Origin of the sequence: Synechococcus sp. H60.2, assembly GCF_047462315.1 — a bacterium.
Classification (GTDB): domain Bacteria; phylum Cyanobacteriota; class Cyanobacteriia; order Thermostichales; family Thermostichaceae; genus Thermostichus.
Genome location: NZ_JANSIZ010000039.1, coordinates 1 through 17482, shown reverse-complemented (window position 1 = coordinate 17482; position 17482 = coordinate 1). Strand labels below are relative to the sequence as shown.

The 17482-nt window shown below is 60.7% G+C and carries 16 protein-coding genes; 8 read left to right on the top strand and 8 right to left on the bottom strand.

What is annotated here, in order from left to right; genetic code table 11:
- The first annotated feature begins 489 nt into the window (after nt 1-489).
- Nucleotides 490-1893 carry a glycogen synthase GlgA gene (glgA, locus tag NW845_RS07725; RefSeq protein WP_414377970.1) on the top strand — a complete coding sequence of 468 codons (1404 nt, stop codon included), beginning with the start codon at nt 490-492 and terminating at the stop codon, nt 1891-1893.
- Nucleotides 1894-2025: 132 nt separating this feature from the next.
- Nucleotides 2026-2643, top strand: coding sequence for a hypothetical protein (locus tag NW845_RS07720; RefSeq protein WP_414377956.1), 618 nt, complete (start codon nt 2026-2028; stop codon nt 2641-2643).
- Here NW845_RS07720 and rsmD read toward each other — a convergent pair.
- The 6 genes from rsmD to NW845_RS07690 all read right to left on the bottom strand — a co-directional run bounded on the left by rsmD (nt 2640) and on the right by NW845_RS07690 (nt 9209).
- Entirely contained in the window at nt 2640-3191 is a 552-nt protein-coding gene (rsmD, locus tag NW845_RS07715) for a 16S rRNA (guanine(966)-N(2))-methyltransferase RsmD (protein ID WP_414377954.1), read from the bottom strand. The genes NW845_RS07720 and rsmD overlap by 4 nt on opposite strands.
- A 9-nt stretch (nt 3192-3200) precedes the next feature.
- Nucleotides 3201-4088 carry a Sll0314/Alr1548 family TPR repeat-containing protein gene (locus NW845_RS07710; RefSeq protein WP_414377952.1) on the bottom strand — a complete coding sequence of 296 codons (888 nt, stop codon included), beginning with the start codon at nt 4086-4088 and terminating at the stop codon, nt 3201-3203.
- Nucleotides 4089-4148: 60 nt separating this feature from the next.
- Nucleotides 4149-4913, bottom strand: a complete 765-nt coding sequence (locus NW845_RS07705) for a HEAT repeat domain-containing protein (RefSeq protein ID WP_414364041.1) — start codon at nt 4911-4913, stop codon at nt 4149-4151.
- Between the two features lie 663 nt (nt 4914-5576).
- Nucleotides 5577-6233 carry a polysaccharide deacetylase family protein gene (locus NW845_RS07700; protein ID WP_414377949.1) on the bottom strand — a complete coding sequence of 219 codons (657 nt, stop codon included), beginning with the start codon at nt 6231-6233 and terminating at the stop codon, nt 5577-5579.
- A gap of 12 nt (nt 6234-6245) precedes the next feature.
- Entirely contained in the window at nt 6246-6449 is a 204-nt protein-coding gene (locus NW845_RS07695) for a hypothetical protein (RefSeq protein ID WP_414377947.1), read from the bottom strand.
- 348 nt (nt 6450-6797) lie between these two features.
- Nucleotides 6798-9209: a DEAD/DEAH box helicase gene (locus NW845_RS07690; RefSeq protein WP_414377945.1), complete on the bottom strand. Its 2412-nt coding sequence runs from the start codon at nt 9207-9209 to the stop codon at nt 6798-6800.
- 179 nt (nt 9210-9388) lie between these two features.
- Between NW845_RS07690 and NW845_RS07685 the strand changes: the two genes are divergently transcribed.
- The 3 genes from NW845_RS07685 to NW845_RS07675 are packed head-to-tail and all read left to right on the top strand — an operon-like array spanning nt 9389 to nt 11368.
- A complete protein-coding gene (locus tag NW845_RS07685) occupies nt 9389-10024 on the top strand; it encodes an anthranilate synthase component II (protein WP_414364055.1) in 636 nt (211 codons plus the stop codon).
- Nucleotides 10021-10797, top strand: a complete 777-nt coding sequence (locus NW845_RS07680; protein ID WP_414377943.1) for an MBL fold metallo-hydrolase — start codon at nt 10021-10023, stop codon at nt 10795-10797. Before NW845_RS07685 ends, NW845_RS07680 begins: the two co-directional genes overlap by 4 nt.
- A 4-nt stretch (nt 10798-10801) precedes the next feature.
- On the top strand, nt 10802-11368 hold the full coding sequence (locus tag NW845_RS07675) for an ankyrin repeat domain-containing protein (protein WP_414377941.1): 567 nt from the start codon (nt 10802-10804) through the stop codon (nt 11366-11368).
- 22 nt (nt 11369-11390) lie between these two features.
- Here NW845_RS07675 and NW845_RS07670 read toward each other — a convergent pair whose 3' ends face one another.
- Complete coding sequence (locus tag NW845_RS07670; RefSeq protein ID WP_414377939.1) at nt 11391-12386, bottom strand: deoxyhypusine synthase family protein; 996 nt, start codon at nt 12384-12386, stop codon at nt 11391-11393.
- A gap of 109 nt (nt 12387-12495) precedes the next feature.
- Between NW845_RS07670 and bioB the strand changes: the two genes are divergently transcribed.
- The 3 genes from bioB (at nt 12496) to NW845_RS07655 (ending at nt 16056) form a co-directional block, all read left to right on the top strand.
- Nucleotides 12496-13428: a biotin synthase BioB gene (gene bioB / locus NW845_RS07665; RefSeq protein WP_414364056.1), complete on the top strand. Its 933-nt coding sequence runs from the start codon at nt 12496-12498 to the stop codon at nt 13426-13428.
- Nucleotides 13429-13586: 158 nt separating this feature from the next.
- A complete protein-coding gene (locus tag NW845_RS07660; protein ID WP_414377937.1) occupies nt 13587-15659 on the top strand; it encodes an ATP-binding protein in 2073 nt (690 codons plus the stop codon).
- Between the two features lie 109 nt (nt 15660-15768).
- Nucleotides 15769-16056, top strand: a complete 288-nt coding sequence (locus tag NW845_RS07655) for a 2TM domain-containing protein (protein ID WP_414364049.1) — start codon at nt 15769-15771, stop codon at nt 16054-16056.
- A 9-nt stretch (nt 16057-16065) separates the two neighbouring features.
- On the opposite strand, the gene NW845_RS07650 is transcribed toward NW845_RS07655, so the two are convergent.
- The gene (locus tag NW845_RS07650; RefSeq protein ID WP_414372110.1) at nt 16066-17103 is read right to left on the bottom strand and encodes a hemolysin family protein; all 1038 of its coding nucleotides are present in this window, start codon (nt 17101-17103) and stop codon (nt 16066-16068) included.
- Nucleotides 17104-17482 lie beyond the last annotated feature (379 nt).

Here is a 17482-nt window from a genome sequence, read left to right as displayed (position 1 = left end):
TGCAATGCAGCGGCGCCCACAGTATTTCTAAGCGCCTCTGTTCTTCTATCTTACGAAAATCAAATTCAACACGGCAGAGTAGCTTAGTAGCCCTCCGTCCTGCTAGCGCAAGTAGTGCGGGGTAGAAAAGCCTTCGAGCAGCTTTAGCTGCGCACCAATGATGCGGGTCGTTACTATAGCTTTGGCTCACCACTCAGCAACCATAGACTACGGCTGTCAGCAGGTTCTGATTCAGGACAGAAAGCTAGTAGCCCTACTGGAGTACCTCTGCCAGCAGTCCAACAAGGTCTACGATAGGGCTCTGCCCCAGCTTGGCCGGCATAGGGATCCCTTGTGTTTTAGGATGGGGAGGGTTTTGGCCGAGGGAACTGGGCCGGGAGCCGTCCGCCTCAGCAAAACAAAGGTCATCGCGATAGGGAGGGCATTGTGGTGCAAGCCAGGATTTTGTTTGCAGCGGCGGAAGCAGCACCCCTGGCAAAGGTGGGGGGCATGGCGGATGTGGTGGGATCCCTGCCCGTCGTTTTGCGCAAGCTGGGTCAGGATGTGCGCATCATCATGCCCCTGTACGGGTTTCTCTGGGACAAGTTCGGCCCGGAACCGGAGCAATATCCCCGCTCCAAGGATCCCATCTGGTCCAAACAGGTCATGGGCCAGGTGGCCGATATTTACGAAAGCGTTTTGCCCGGCACCGATGTGCCCCTTTACCTGGTCAGCCACTACTGTTTTGCCCCCCATCGCATCTACTACGGCGAGGACGAGTTCTGGCGCTTTACCTTCTTCGCCAATGCCGTGGCCGAGTTTGCCTGGACCTACTACCCCTGGAGGCCCAACATCATCCACTGCCACGACTGGCACACCGGCATGATCCCGGCCTGGATGCACCAGGCTCCTGACATCGGCACCGTCTTTACCATCCACAACCTGGCCTATCAAGGGCCCTGGCGTTGGCAACTGGAACGCATGACCTGGCTGCCCTGGTATTTTTCCGCCCACAACACCATGGCTGCCGGGATCCTCTATGCCGACCAGGTGAATACGGTTTCGCCCACCTACGCCATGGAGATCCGCACCAGCCTCCATGGAGAGGGCCTACAGGATCTGCTGGCCTGGAAAGGAGAGCGCCTGCGCGGGATCCTGAATGGGATCGACACCGAGAAGTTCGATCCCCGCACCGATCCCGCTCTTGAGGCTAATTTCAGTATCGACGACCTAAGCGGTCGGGCGGTGAACAAAGCCGCGTTACAGGCCCGCCTGGGCTTGACCGTCAACCCCGACGTGTTCCTGATGGGCATGGTGGCCCGTTTGGTGGAACAGAAAGGGATCGATCTGCTCATCCAAACCTTGGATCGCTTTTTGGCCTATAGCGATTCACAATTTGTCTTGCTGGGCAGCGGCGAAGCCTACTACGAGGGGCGGCTCCGGGAGATGGCCGAGCGGCACCCGGGCAGAATGGCCTATCAACAGGGTTACCAGCCGCAACTGGCCCAGTTGATCTACGGAGGAGCAGACGCCTTTTTGATGCCCAGCCGCTTTGAACCCTGTGGCATCAGCCAGATGATCGCCATGCGCTACGGGTGTGTGCCCATTGCCCGCCGCACAGGAGGGCTGGTGGATACGGTCAGCCATCACATTCCCAGCAAGGGGATCGGTACGGGCTACTGCTTTGACCGCTACGAAGCCCTGGACTTCTACACCTGCTTGGCGCGGGCTTGGGAGGCTTTCCAGCACAAAGACACCTGGCAGGCGCTGCAAAAGCGGGGCATGGCCACCGATTTCAGTTGGCATCGCTCGGCGCTGGAATACCTGCACATGTACGAGCTGATTATGAACTTGCCGCTGTTGCCGGAAAAGACCTCCTCTCAGACTCAACCCGCCCCATCCCTGCCCAGTTAGTTCCACTCCCGCCAAGGCTGCGCAGCCACCTCCTCGGTAACCCCTGGCTGAGGGGATCCCTGAGCTGCGGCGGAGGTACCCGGAGTGAGATAAAGTAGAACGGGTTAACGAGGTTTTGAGGATTGCCTGCCAATGTTCGGACGACGTCCTGCTGTTGTTGGCCAAGGTCGGCGCCAAGACGCCACTGTCCAAGGGCTCAACTTTCTACGCCGTTCTTGGGCGCGGCTGGTTGTGGCGGTGTTGCTTGGCCTTGTCCTGGGCGTCGGCTCGACTCTCTGGGCCACGGCTCAAGAACTGCCCGCCGGACAGCAGCTCATTCCCAACCCGCAGCAGTTTCGCGCTCTCGAACAACCCAGCAACGCCCTTAGTGTGTTGCGAGCTGAACAACTGGCCGCCGAGGCCGATGCTGCCATCCAGGCGCAAAACTACGACCAGGCTATCCAGCTTCTGCAACAGGTGTTCGACGCCTACAACCAGCGCTCCAACTACCACCAGGATCTCTCCCGCGCTTTTGCCGGGATCCAAAACCGCATCTCCGAAGAGCAGCGGGAGCTGGCCCGCGTTGCTGCCCAGGCTCGGGATCAGGCTGCTTACGATTTGGCCGTGGTCTATCGGGCTGCCGGACGTCCTGAGGAGGCCGTGGGCTGGTTGATCCAGGTCATCAAGAGCCAGACTCCAACCCGGGAGCTGGGCACCCAGGCCTACCAGCAGCTTCTGGAAATTGGCTTTGTCAGCACTCCCTTCCCCTAGTGCTGCTCTTCCAGCTTGCGATAGAAAGCCAGCGCCGTTTGCCCATAGGCCCGCTGGTCGAAGCGCAGCAGGGATCCCACCTGGTCGGGTAGCTTCTGGCCGCTGCGATGCTCGACGATCAAAGTTCCGCCTGGCTTGAGGAGGGGCGGGATCAGCGGCAGTAGGGGGTCATACAGACCCGCCGCGTAGGGGGGAGCAAAGTAGACGTAATCAAAGGGATCCAAACCCAGTCCTCGGCTGAGCAGCTTGCGGGCATCTCCCTGGATCACCTGAAAAGCTTGCCCCGGCTGGGCCACCTTGGTCCAGTTGGCCTGGATAAGGCGACAGGCAGAAGCAGCAATTTCGATCCCAGCCACAAAAGCCGCCCCCTGGCACAGGGCCTCTGCCCCCACCGTACCGGCCCCACAGCAGAGATCCAGCCAGCGACAGCCTTCCACCTGCCCTCGCAAGATGTTGAACAAGGCTTGCCTCACCCGGCCAGGGGTGGGTCGAGTACCCAGGCCGGCAGGGGTCTGCAGCGCTCGTTTGCCGCTGATGCGCAAGCCCATAGGCATCTATCAAGGGGTAGGTGTGGCAGGCAACTGGCCGGTCAACCCGCTGCGCTGGGCGGCGCGATCCCGTTCCATCTGGATTTGCGACACCAAAGCTTCAGGCAACTGGGCAGAAGCCTGCAGAGCTTGATCGAAAAGGGGGACAGCCTCCCGGTCTTGACCCTTGGCAACCAAAATTTGCGCCTTGAGGTAGTAAAGCTCAGGGTTGTTACAGGAAGCAGCAATAGCCCGATCCACCGCCTCCAGCGCCTCGTCAAAGCGTTGCATATCCCGGTAGGCCAGGGCTTGGCCGCGGTAGGACAAATACTCAGGCGCTGCCAGGCGAAACTGATTCAAAGCCTTCTCCCGGTAGGTCAGCAGCAAATCCATATAGCCGTTGAGAAGATTCAACTCAGGGTCGCTGCTGTCCACGGCCTGGGCAGCCCGGATGGAAACAAACAATTGGTTGAGGGTGGGCAATGCCTTGGGCAGCCCGATCACCACCCCCTCCCGCACCACGATGTTGGCCGCCTCCAGCCCATAGCCCACGCCCTCATACAGGTTGCCGCGCAGAGGATCCGTCTTTTTCAGCTCGGCAGCCACCTGGCGGGTTTGGGTGGCCAACTGGGCAAAAGCATCCAGATCCCCCTCTTGGTAGGCCAGCGCCGCCAGCAAGGCATAGACCATTGGCTCGTCGGGGGAAGCTTTCTTGGCTATTTCCAGCTTCTCTCGGCTCTGGGTGTAGCGACCTGCGCAGAAAAACTCCTCAAATGCCGCGGCCACCTCAGGGCTGATGGGGCGGGCATTGGCCCCGCTGCGAAACGGATCCTGCGCCCAAACCGGCAAGGCGGATCCCCATACCCAGCACAGGATCCCCACGAGCTTGGCCCATCTGCCGAACTTGTCGCTTCTCATCCCCTGGCCTCAACACCCACTACGAACTTTTAGCGAATCGGCGCGCACTTGACCTGCTCTTCAGCGCAGCATTTGCGCAATCGCAGCAATGGCTGCGTCCTGAACCAACTCATTGGTCTCGTGAGCCAGGAGATCGTGCAAGGGATCCAGGGCGCGCGGATCCCCGATTTGGCCGAGGGCGCGGGCTGCCGCCTCCCGCACCGCCGGCTCGCCGTCAGAAAGCTTGGTCAGCAAAGCCGGCACCGCCTCAACTGCACGCATTTGACCCAACTGATAGATGGTTTGCAGTTGGGCCTCAAGAGGGGTTGTCGCAGTTGTAGGAACAGAGCTGTACACAGAGATGCCAGGAGAGTAGCCGTAGTAGCCTCGGCTTGCCATGGCGATGGCCGAAAGGGCCTGCAACGCCTCTAGGGCATGATACCGCTCTGCCTCATTCATATGCGGCAATTGGGCCACCAGGTCGTCAAAGGCTTGCTGCACAGGGTCAGCAGCCGCAGCCTGTTGGACAATGCGAGTGAGGTTTTGGTCGGCCTGCATCTGTTGCCAAGACTGGAGCATCGCCAGGCCGGCAACCACCAAAGCAGCATCGGCCAAAACAGCCAGCAGCGCCATCCCGCCCCAAATCTTGCTGCGACGGCTGAGCTTTCGCATCTGCTTATCCACGTAGACGAAAGCTTGGTGCTGCCGCTCCCAAAAGTCAGGGGCCACCTGCAGAGTTTGGGCGCTCAGATCAGGAGACAGAAGGTTTTCCTCGCGGGCCACCTCCAAGTTTTGCAGCCTCTGGTTTAGGCGAGAAAAGTGTTTCGTCCAGAGCCAAGTAAACATCAGGTTCCATCCTCTCTTCGAGCCTGCCAATGGAGCCAAATCCCTCTGACCCAGCAAATCTACGGACTCGCGCTTGCATCCGGGATCAGACTTAGCTTGCCGCTTTTCCCCTGCCGAGGGGAGAACTTAAGCGACAGGATAACAAAAGCCTCGGCCCCCCACCAGCCGGTCTTGACCAGCGGGTCAGGCGGTGCAGGCCCCGGTCTTTAGTCCTGGGGATAAGTCGCCTAATCCTGGCGCTGCATAGCCTGGAGTAGTGCAACAGCAACATCGACAACACTCCCACCGACTAAAGTCGGGGGATTCTTACGCAGTCCACAGACGGACTCGCAAAGGCGCTGTCAAGACGCTCCTAGACGGCTCCCTGGAACCCAGTCTCAAGGTTCCGCTGACTTGTTGACTTACAGCACTGTCCGGGCCTTTCACCGGGGTAGGTGCTTGCTTAGCAGCAGTTATGGCATTGAACAGCAGCTAAAGCCGCTCTAAGGCTTTTCCGCCCCGCACTAATCGCGCTAGCGGGACGGAGGGCTACCAAGCTACTCTGCTGTGTTATGAGCCGACATCAACATCCAGTGCAAGTATCTGGGCTTAGGCCCAGGGGCTGGGGTTATGGCCTCCCCCCACGGGCGTGCGGTGGCAACTACAGGGGGAGTCGGAGGGGGGTCAGGTCATCTCGGGGGCAGGGCAGGCTTGGGCATACCATTCGTAGAGACCCTCTGCTGTGGTGAGCCAAGTTTGGGGACGGGATCGGATGTGCTGGAGCGCTTTTTTCAGGGATCCCACCCGCAGCGGTTGCCCGACGATGAAAGGGTGCAGGCCAATGGCCATAATGCGAGGGAAGCGTTCTCCCTCTTGCCAGAGTTGATCGAACTGAGCGATGAGGGCTTGGGCAAAAGCTTCTGCTGCTAGGCGGGCACTGAGACAGAGAGTGATGTCGTTGGCTTCCAAGGTGTAGGGGATCGCCAGGAGAGGGCCAGCGGCAGTTTGTAGCCAGTAGGGCTGATCATCGTTCACCCAGTCGGCGGTGTAGCGGATCCCGGCAGCTCTGAGCAAGTCAAAAGTATTCTCGCTAACGGAAAACCCCGGCGTTAGCCAGCCCCAGGGACGAAATCCCACTGTCTTCTCCAAAAGGGACAAGCTGCGTTCAATCAGCTCCTCTTCTGGCTGGCGGGTCAGGCCGCTGTGGCCAGTGGAGTTGTTCCAGCCATGAGCCATCACCGACCAGCAGTGGTGGCGGATCCCCTCAAGGATGGGGGGATATAGCTCCACCATTTCGGCGTTCAAGGCAGCAGTTCCTGGGATCCCCAGCTCTGCGAACAACTCAAACAGGCGTCAAATCCCCACCCGATTGCCGTAATCCCGCCAGCCATAGTTGGCGATCTCGGGCGAGGTGGTGAGATGGGGCTGGATGGCAGTACCCAACTTGCCAAAGGTGAAGTGCTCGATGTTGACCACCACATAGACAGCCACCCGCGCCTGATTCGGCAGGCTCAGCGGGTTTCGCTTGGGCAGGGCTGAGTAGGCAGGCGGCAGCATAACCCACTCCGAAGGGCCTACAAGCACCGAATGCTGAACATAGCTGAGCACCGTCCAGCCTTGCTGCTTGTTCCTGCTTCCAGAGCCCGCAACCAGCTAGAGAAATCTCCACAAGGGTAACTTTCTCCAGGGCGAGCGCTGCGCGAGTGGGATAACTAAGCGATCTTTACTGGCAACGAAACACTTTTCGGCCCAGCGGCATTTCCCGCCGTTAGCGGCATCGCGTTTGCGCCGGCGGACTGTGGGCCCTAGGCAGTTGGCTGGACGGACAAAACCTGTCTGTCCACTCCCAGTTCCCCAAAGATCCCCAGGGGCAACCGAATCCTGGCAGATTCCTTCAGTCTACGCTCAGATAAGCTCGCTGACCGGGAAGCGATCCAGCATTTTTTGGGCTTCGCGAGCGTTTTCCCGCAACTCCACCGGCAGATGGGGTAGGTAGGGAATCTGGGAGAGCAAATCCAGCGTGCGGCGGATGAGGCGCACAATATCTCCAGCATCCAGGTTGGTGCTGGCCTCTAGCTTTTCCCAGGGGATCCCTTGGGCCCAGTGTTCCACGATCCCGGCCAGCTCGGGCTCGAACCCAATCGGCACATGAAACACTTGGTGTTGCCGCTGGCTGCGGAAGAGTTGCCGCCGCAGGCCTCGCAAGCCCTGCAGCACATCCTCGACTAGCCCGGAAGTCCGCAGCCGGCTGTAGGTTCCTGAACGGGGAGGCTCGGCCACCAGGGCAGCGATCACCCCAGCCAAGTGATGGGGAGCGCAGCCTAGACATTCGCCAGAGAGCAGGGCCAGCGCCAGCCAGAGCTCGTTATCTCCCCGCAGAGCGGCCACCACCTCTCCACTCGCGGTAGGTTGGTACCCCTGCAGACAGTCGAACTCCTGCAACACACCCACCAGGGCCATAAACTGCTGCCAGCGCAACTCTTGTACCGAGTCGCTTTGCCGCTCCAGGTGCTGCAGACGCTTGAGCAGGCGCTGGCGCTTTTCCTGTAAACCCAGCAGCTTTTTCCCAACTTTGTGGGCAGGGTTTTCGCGGATGCGGGCTTCCAGGGCGCGGATCTTTTCCTCTTGGGCTTGGATGTGGGGAAAAGCCAACAGGCGCAGGGTGGGATCCGGCTCGGCTTCTCGCTGATTGAGCAGGTAGCGCAAGATGCGTCGTTCTTCCCGCCGTTGCGCCTGCATTTTTTCATAGCGGGCAATATCTTCAGCAGAAATATCTCCCAAGAGGCGATCGATCGCTTCCAGCTCGGCGCGCGTGCGCTGGAGCTCCTGTTGTTCGGGTAACTTTTGCAGTGAGAGCAAATACTGGCCAAAGCTACGGTTAATGAGATCCCGCGCCGCCTCCAAAGAGTGCTTTTGCAGCAAATTCAGCACCATGCCATAGGTGGGGGTAAACTGGCTCACCAAGGGATCCGCCCCCGCCGTAGCCAGCCGCGCCGCCTCCTGCGCCCCTTCAAAGGGGGATTGCAACGTCACCACATGCCCGATCACATCTTTGCCCCGTCGTCCGGCCCGGCCCGACATTTGCATAAACTCAGAGGCAGTCAAGAGACGATGGCCGTTGTCGGTGCGCTTGGAGAGGGAGGAAATCACAGTCGTGCGGGCGGGCATGTTGATCCCGGCGGCCAGCGTCTCGGTGGCAAAAACCAGCTTCACCAGCCCCTGCTGAAACAGATGCTCCACCAGGCCCTTCCAGGCGGGCAACATGCCGGCATGGTGGGCGGCAATACCCCGGTAGAGGGCATCCAGTTGATCCCGACGCACGGCTTCCGGCGTTTCCCGGCAAAAGCGGTCGATCTGCTCGGCCAACTGCTGCCGTTCTGCCTCGCTGGCGATCAAATCCAAGTTCCCCACACCGGCCACCGCCAGGTCGCAGCCTTTGCGGCTGAAGATGAAATAGATGGCCGGCAACATGTCCCGCTGGCGCAAGTTTTCTACCACCTGCACCATATCCGGTACCCCCCCGTAGGAGGACTGGCCGGACTTGGGGAGTTTGCTTTTCAGGCGGCGATTGCACACCCACTGGCCTGACTCGGTTTGCTCCAGCAGGGGGAACAGTCCTTTGCGATTGGCAAAGTGAAATTGCAGTGGCACCGGGCGATGGCTGGAGTCGATCAGTCGGGTGGGGCCATGCACCTGGTTCATCCAGTCGGTGAGCTGGTCGCTGTTGGCCAGGGTGGCCGAGAGGGCAACCAGCTGAATGTGGGCAGGGCAGTAGATGATGGCTTCTTCCCAGACAGTGCCCCGCTGCTGGTCGTTCATGTAGTGGCATTCGTCCAGGATCACCGCCTGCACATCCCGCAAGGGATCCCGGCTCAGGGCCTCCGCCGCTTCCCACGCATCCATCTCGCTGCCGTAAGCCCCCTGCTGGACGGCGAGAGAGAGCGGCGTGCCGTAGAGCATGTTGCGGAAGATCTCAGTGGTCATCACCAAGATCGGCGCCTCCCGGTTAAGGGAGATGTCGCCAGTGAGGAGGCCAACCTGCTCTGGGCCGAATTGCTGGCCGAAATCGCGAAACTTTTGGTTGGAAAGAGCCTTCAGCGGGGTTGTATAAAAAACCCGCTTGCCCTGGGACAAAGCCCGATAGATGGCATATTCTCCGATCAGGGTCTTGCCAGATCCGGTGGGAGCACAGACCACCACCGATTCCCCTGCTGCCAGAACCTGAATGGCCCGGATCTGAAACTCGTCCAGCTCGAAGGGGAAAAGCTGCCGCAACTCGTCCAGCAAATCGGTTGCCGGGGAGAGGAGCGGGTTCATGGGATCCGAAAAATCATGGGAAAACAACCTAAAAGCGAGCCACCTCGCTGCCGCTTGTGTGCTATATCCTCCAGGATACAAGCTTGATCCGGGTGTTGGCTCTGGGTTGCGAGTCTTGCCGCTGGGGAAGAGCCAAGCCTCGGCAATGCTAAAATGAGGTGCCGTCGCCGGGTGCCATCGTGCTGGTTGTAATCGACAACTACGACAGCTTTACCTATAACCTGGTGCAATACCTGGGGGAGCTGGGGGCCCAGGTACGGGTTTTTCGCAATGACGAGATCTCAGTGGCCGAGCTGCGCCAGATGCAGCCGGAGGCGGTGGTCATCTCGCCGGGGCCAGGGCGGCCTGAGGATGCCGGCATCTCGCTGGAGCTGATTCGGGAGCTGGGATCCGAGCTGCCAATCTTGGGCGTCTGCCTGGGGCACCAGTGCATTGGCCAGGTCTACGGGGGGCGCATCGTGCCCGCCCCTGAGCTGATGCACGGTAAAACCTCGCTCATCTACCACCAGGGGGTGGGGGTGTTTGAGGGGCTGAGCCAGCCGTTTGCGGCCACCCGCTACCACAGTTTGGTCATCGAGGCTTCCACCTGTCCTGACGAGCTAGAGGTGACGGCCCAAACCTGCGATGGCACTATCATGGGGGTGCGCCACCGCCGCTATCTCCACGTGCAGGGCGTGCAGTTCCACCCGGAGAGCATCTTGACCGCTGAGGGCAAGCGCCTGTTGAGCAACTTCCTGCGCTTGGCGCAGCTCCATGCCTTAGGAGCGCCTCAGCCAGCGGCTGCCGTGGTTGCGTCAGGGATCCCCACCCCATGAAGCGTCGCCAGCTTTTGCAAGCCAGCGCTAGCCTGCTGGGATCCCTTGCCGTGGGGGGTCAGCGAGGAGGTGCTCAAACGGCCCCTTCCCCAGGAGGATCCCTGGAGTTCACCTCCCAGAGCTTGCAACTGACCTGGCTGCACCACAGTTGCGTTTTGTTCGAGGGGGAGGGGAAGCGCTTTCTGGTCAACCCCTTTCGGCCAGGGGGCTGCACGGCTGGCTATCCTGCGCCCAGGGTTGCTGCCGACCTGGTGCTGCTCAGCAGCCGCCTCCTGGACGAAGGGGCCCTGGACGTGGTGCCCGGCAACCCTAAAGTGCTGTTTCAGCCCGGGGACTACGTCATCGATGGGATCCGCGTGCAGGGGGTGCGCATGCCGCGGGGCCCTCGCTTTGGCCTCAACGTGGGCTGGCGCTGGCGCATGGCCGGGATCGACATTGTTCATTTGGGAGGGGCCCTGCAGCCCATTGGCCGGGAACAGTCCATCCTGCTGGCTCGCCCTGACCTCTTGCTGGTGCCGGTGGGGGGTGGGCCGAAAAACTACGATCCCGAGGCGGCCAAGGCAGCCATCGAAGTGCTGCAGCCCAAGTTGGTCATCCCGACTATGTATCGCACCGCCGCCGCCGAGGCGTCCCAATGCGAGCTGCAACCTTTAGCAGCGTTTTTGCGCCTCTTTCCCGCCGCTGCTGTGCAACCTGCCCTCAGCAACCCGTTGCTGCTTTCGGCCCAGGCCCTGCCCAGCCAAGGGATTGCCATCCTGTTCTTTGAGGAGTAGGGCCATGGAGCGTAGGTGGTGGGCTGTGGGTGTCGGGCTGGGATCCCTGCTGGTAGGGGGGCTGGGGTTCTACGGCTACTCCCTGCCAGAAGATCCGCAAGTCCTGGCCACCGCCAACCCGCTGCGGCTGCAACTGGCTCTCTGGCTGGGGAAAGACGCCAATGTCGTCGAGGAGCGGGGCAAGACGGCTCTGTTCTTCGTCGAAAGTGGCCTCAACACCCGCCTTTTGCTGGCCGCTGGGGCGGATCCCAACCGGTTAGATCGCGGCGGAGCCAGCCCCCTGCACCAAGCTGCCCGCCTGGGCAATCCTGAAGTGACCAAGGCTTTGCTCGAGGGAGGTGCCGAAGTGAACGCCCGCTTCGGGGCCGGCGGCCTGCCCCTGCATTTTGCCGCTTGGTCGGGCAACCCCGAGGTGGTGCGGCTGCTGCTGGAGCATGGCTCCGAGATTGACGAGCCGGACGGCTACGGCCTTACCCCCCTGCGCATTGCCCAGGACATGAGGCGCTGGGAAGCTGCGATTCTGCTTTCCCAATGGCCCCGTCCTACCTCAGGTCAGCCCCAGCCTCGCTGATCGTCTATCCTGAAGCGGGATTCTACCACCCCAGCACCCAGGCAAAAATCAAAGGCGCCACGATGGTAGCATCCGACTCGATGACGAACTTAGGTGTGTCAACCCCCAGCTTGCCCCAGGTGATCTTCTCGTTGGGGACTGCCCCCGAGTAGGAGCCGTAGCTGGTGGTGGAGTCGCTGATCTGGCAGAAATAGCCCCACAGGGGGATCCCTTTGCGGCCCAGGTCTTGGTGCAGCATGGGGACCACGCAGATGGGAAAATCGCCAGCAATGCCGCCGCCAATCTGGAAGAAGCCGATGGAGCACTCTGCCGAGGTACGTGTGTACCAGTCCGCCAGGTGGATCATGTACTCAATGCCCGTGCGGACAGTGTGGACATGGCGGATCTCACCAGTAATGCAGTGGGCAGCGTACATGTTGCCGGTGGTGGAGTCCTCCCAGCCCGGCACGTAGATGGGCAAGTTGGCCTCCATGGCCGCGTAAACCCAGGAATCCCGCGGATTGATCTGGTAGTAGGGCTCCAGCCGGCCGCTGCGCAGGATGCGGTAGATGAACTCGTGCGGGAAGTAGCGCTCCCCGGCCTGGTCGGCAGCGATCCACTCTTCCAGCAGAGCTTTTTCCAGGCGCCGCATCGCCTCTTCTTCCGGGATGCAGGTATCCGTTACCCGGTTCAGGTGCCGCTCCAGCAGCTCCTGCTCCTGCTGCGGGCTGAGGTCGCGGTAGTTGGGCACCCGCTCGTAGAAGTCGTGGGCGATGAGGTTGAAGATGTCTTCCTCCAGGTTGGCGCCGGTGCAGGAGATGGCGTGCACCTTGTTCTGCCGAATCATCTCAGCCAGGGAAAGCCCCAGCTCTGCCGTGCTCATGGCACCGGCTAAGGTCACCATCATCTTGCCGCCTTTTTCCAGGTGAGCACAGTAGCCCTTGGCCGCATCCACCAGGGCGGCGGCGTTAAAGTGGCGAAAGTGATGCTCAACAAATTGGCTGATAGGGCCTTTGGCCACTGCTTCTGGGGTTATCATTGTTGAGTTCCTAAGCGAGACGGGTTCGCCTTCCCAAAGCACAGACTTTACATCCTAACCAAGCCTAAGAGCGCTGGCAAGCTTTTAGGGAGTTTTGCACATTGCCGGAATGGCCATTGCTCTGGAGTACGTTCGCGAAATCTACCACCGGCCGCTGCTGCAGTTGGTGTTCGAGGCGCAAGCGGTGCACCGACAGCACCACCCTCCCAACCGGGTTCAACTCTGCGCCCTTGTCAACATCAAGTCGGGCGGCTGCCCGGAAGACTGCGCCTATTGCCCCCAAAGCGCCCGCTACTCGACAGGGATCGAGACCTACCCCTTGATCTCCCTGGATTCGCTGCGCGAGCAGGCCATGGCTGCTCAAAAAGCCGGTGCCACCCGGCTATGTATGGGCGCTGCTTGGCGGTCAGCCCCGGAAGGGGAGGCGTTTGAGCGGGTGCTGGAGATGGTGCGCACGGTGCGCGAGCTGGGGATGGAAGCCTGTGTCACTTTGGGGATGGTGTCGGCTGCTCAGGCGCAGCAGTTGGCGGCGGCTGGGCTGACGGCCTACAACCACAATCTGGACACCTCGCCGGAGTTCTACCCCCGCATCATCACGACGCGCACCTACCAGGATCGCCTGGAGACTCTGGCCCATGTGGGGGCAGCCGGCCTGCAGATCTGCTGTGGCGGCATTGTCGGCCTTGGGGAGACCGACGAAGACCGCATCGCCCTGCTGCACGTTTTGGCCAACCTGACGCCTCCGCCGACTTCGGTACCCATCAACGCGCTGGTGCCGGTGGCTGGCACGCCCCTGGGCCAGCTTCCCCCTCCCGATCCGCTGCTGCTGGTGCGCACCATCGCCACGGCTCGGCTGCTGCTGCCCAGAGCCCAGATCCGGCTCTCGGCAGGGCGGAAAAACCTGTCCGAGAGCGACCAGGCGCTGTGCTTCTTAGCAGGCGCCAATTCCATCTTCACCGGCGAAAAGTTGTTGACCACGCCTAACCCAGGCTCGGCCGCCGATGCGGCTTTGCTTGAGAAGCTAGGCCTGCAACCCCTCTAGAAGCATTTCCTTTTGCGCCTTTAGGATCCCTAGTTGGATCTAGGCGTGTCCCTTCTGTTGTAACAATCTTTTCAGAAAATCTAACCCTTTCTTAACCCTGGCGGCAGCCATGTCAAAATGGTGGCGACAGCGTTCTCCAGGGTTGTTACGTCGGGTTCATGTCTCCTGTCAGCACTGTCGAGCCCCTTGTCAACGTCCAATCACCTGAGTCAGCTTCTTCCCCTCCAGAGCCCTCACCTGGGGAGACTGCGGAGCCGACAAGGGGAGGGGGCTTTTGGGGATCCCTGCGGCGCTGGTGGGCGCGCTGGAAACACAAGCTGCGCCTGGAGACCCAGTTGCTCTTTGTGGCCACGCTGGTGGTCTCGCTGGTGGTGAGCAGCTTCACCTTCTGGGCCATCAGCACTGTGCAGCAGGATGCCCGCTTCAACGAGGCCCGCTTTGGCCGGGATCTGGGATTGCTGTTGGCAGCCAATGTCGCTCCCCTGATTGCCGAAGATCGCATCGGCGAAGTGGCCCAACTGTCGCGGCAATATTTTGAGAGCACCAGCAGCATCCGCTATTTGCTCTACGCCGACCCGGAAGGGAACATCTACTACGGGATCCCGTTTTCCAACCAGGAGGTGAAAACCTCCCTCAGCCTTACCCGCCGCATCCAACTGCCGGACAACCGCCCGCCTGCCGAGGGCCAGCCGCTGGTGCGCACCCACCTCACCCCCGCCGGGCGGGTGACGGACATTTTTGTCGGCATCTATCATCAGGGCCGCTTTTTGGGCACCCTTGGCCTCGGCATCAACCCCAACCCCGCCCTCGTGCGCTCCACGCAACTGGCGCGGGAGGTCTCGATTGGGGTGTTTTTGGCAGTGTGGGTTCTGGCCATCCTGGGATCCGTGGTCAATGCCCTTACCATCACCTACCCCATCAAAGAACTGGTCAAGGGCGTCCAGGAGATCACCAAGGGCAACTTCAAGCAGCGCATCGACCTGCCCTTTGGGGGAGAGCTGGCCCAGCTCATCGACAGCTTTAACGAGATGGCGGAGCGGCTGCAGAGCTACGAAGAGCAGAACATCGAAGAACTGGCCGCCGCCAAAGCCAAGTTGGAGACGTTGGTTTTCTCTATCGTCGATGCCGCCATTTTGTTGGATGCCGAGTTTCGGGTGCTGCTGCTCAACCCGGCGGCCTCTCGCATGTTCGGCTGGGAAGGGGATCCCGTCTTGGGCAAGCCTTTGCCGGAGCTGTTGCCGGAGGATCTGCGGCAGCAGTTGGCCCGCCCCCTGATGCAAATTGCCCGCGGGGATCAAGAGGCAGAGGAAATTCGCGTCAACCTCAGCGGCCCCATCAAGCGCGTCGTTCGCATCCTGCTGTCGCCGGTATCCGACCCGCGGCGGCAAAACCTCAAGGGGATTGTAATGACGGTACAGGACATCACCCGCGAGGTGGAGCTCAACGAGGCCAAGGCCCAGTTCATCAGCAACATCAGCCACGAGCTGCGTACCCCCCTCTTTAGTATTAAGTCTTTTATCGAGACCCTCTACGAGTACGGCGAGCAGATGTCGCCAGAGGAGCGGCTGGACTATCTGGAAATTGCCAACCGCGAAACCGATCGCCTCACCCGCTTGGTCAACGATGTGTTGGATTTGTCGCGTCTGGAGTCGGGCAAGCAGTACCACTTCGAGGCCGTCGATATCGCGGCGGTGATCGAGCAGACCCTGCGCACCCACCACCTGCAAGCCCGCGACAAAGGGATCCAGTTGCGCAAGTTTGTCGATCCGGATCTGCCCCTGGTGTGGGGCAACTACGATCTGCTGCTGCAGGTGATGACCAATCTTTTGGGCAACGCTCTCAAGTTCACGCCGTCGGGAGGTCTGGTGACGGTGCATGCCCACCTGGTGGTGCAGGCGGATGGATCCCCGCAGGCGGTGCGGGTGGCGGTGGCCGATACGGGCATTGGCATTGCGCCCGAGGATCAAGAGCGGATCTTCGACCGCTTTTTCCGCGTCGAGAACCGCGTCCACACTTTGGAGGGCACCGGCCTGGGCCTGGCCATTGTGCGCAACATCCTCGAGAAACACCACACCCGCATCTGCCTAGAAAGCAAGCTGGAACAGGGATCCACCTTCTGGTTCGACCTGCACCTATACACCGAAAACGGGCCGCTGGAGTTTGCCACCCAGCCCGGCGAAACGGATCCCCCCAGTTGCCGCTGGCGGGAGCGGCCCCACCCAACCTCCTAAACTTGGAAAGCAGACGCCGGGCAACCCACTGGGGTTAGGCCCCGAGCCGCAGGGATCCCTGTCCAGGGTTGTTCTACAGTAAAGAAGGTTTTAACTGCCCAGTTTTGCCATGCCACCTCGCTGGCCCCGCAAGCCCTCCCGTCGGGATCCTGAGTTTCGCAAGCTGGATGACCGCTACACCTACGCGGCCCATCTGGCGGTTTTTCTCTGCAGTGCCTCGGGACTGGTGTTTTTCCAGCAGTTGTACCGAGCCGATTGGCCGTGGCTGCTGCCTCTATTGGGCGGGTGGGGTCTGGGCGTAGGGATCCACAGCTTCTGGATCTTTTTTGTTGCCCGTTACCCCGCCGATCCGGGCCCCTCCCCCGAAGCCAACCAAGACTCTGCAGAAGCCGGCTAGCAGCCTCCCTCAAGGGGAGCCAGGGGAGGAGGGGCGCTGTCGTCGTTGTCGCTGCAGCAGCAGGGGGGAGAGATCGCTTTCGTCGTAGATATCTCCCACCAGCTCTTCCAAAATGTCCTCCAGCGTGATCAAGCCGGTGGTGCCGCCAAACTCATCCACCACGATCCCCAGGTGTTGGCGGGAGCGTAGCATTTCCTTGAGCAGCAGGCTGACACGCTTGGTATCGGGCACAAAAAAAGGCGGAGACATGGCCTTGGTGACCTCGGCGTTGCCCTTTTGCTCCAGGTAGCGCAGAGCCTGCTTGAGGTGAATGACGCCGACGATCTCGTCTTTGGATTCTCCTTGCACAGGGATGCGGGAGTAGCCTGTTTCCAGGCAGAGCTTCACCACATCCTGCAGGGTTTTATCGTGGGAGATGGTCTCCATTTTTACCCTAGGTTTGGCCACATCTCCCGCCTGGAGCAAATCCAAAGCCAAGGCGCCTCGGAACAGGCGCCGCTTTTGCCAATCCAGCAGCCCCCGCTGCCCCAGCACGTCGATCAGCAGCTCCAAATCCTTGAGGGAAGCGGTGGCCGTCAGCGGCGAGAGCTCCAACAGGTTAAAGAGTCTGCTGACAATCCATTCAAAGGCGTCGGTAAAAGGGCGCAGCAGCACCGAGAGGATATGGACAGGCCGCACCACCCAGCGGAACACTGCCAGCGGATGGCTCACCGCCAGGGACTTTGGGGCTACTTCTCCAAACAGGAGCACCAGGATCGTGGTGGGCACGGTGGCGGCCAAAGCTCCAAACTGGGATCCCAGTAGCTCAATAGAGATGGTGGTGGCCAGGGCGGCGATGCCAATGTTGACGAAGTTGTTCACCAGCAGCAAGGTGGTGATCAGCCGGGATCGCTGTTGTTGCGCCAGCCGATAGAGGCCTTGTGGATCCCCTTGTTCTTCGATCAGGGACTCCAAGCGCAAGTTGTCCATGGCCGTGATGGCGGTTTCCGCCCCGGAGCAGGCCCCTGAGAGGAGAAGCAAAAAAGCCAGGAGGAGTGTATTACCCATAGTGCTCGCGGCTACCCAGAGCCGGACACGGGTGGTTTCGGCCTAGGGGGAGCAGGGCAGGCCAGTATCTCTTCGTCAACGGGATTCCTACCTTAGCGGTTCTGGCCAAGCGCATCGCCCCACCCCACAAGGCCCAACACCTCAGAAATGAACTACCCCACCGCGTAGGCGGGTGGCGTTTCCTCACCCGCTTGACAGCAGAGCTTTTGTCTCTTCTTCTGCCCCAGTTGCTTCATGGATCCCGTGTACCGGGTCTCTGAAGTAGAGCTGAAGCATCCAAGACTCACGAGGCTGGTTCCCAACCCCGGTTGCTGATTAGTAGCAACGTTGTAGAAAACCATCACCGTTCCCCTGTCCCGCGGTATCGCAAACCCACAGG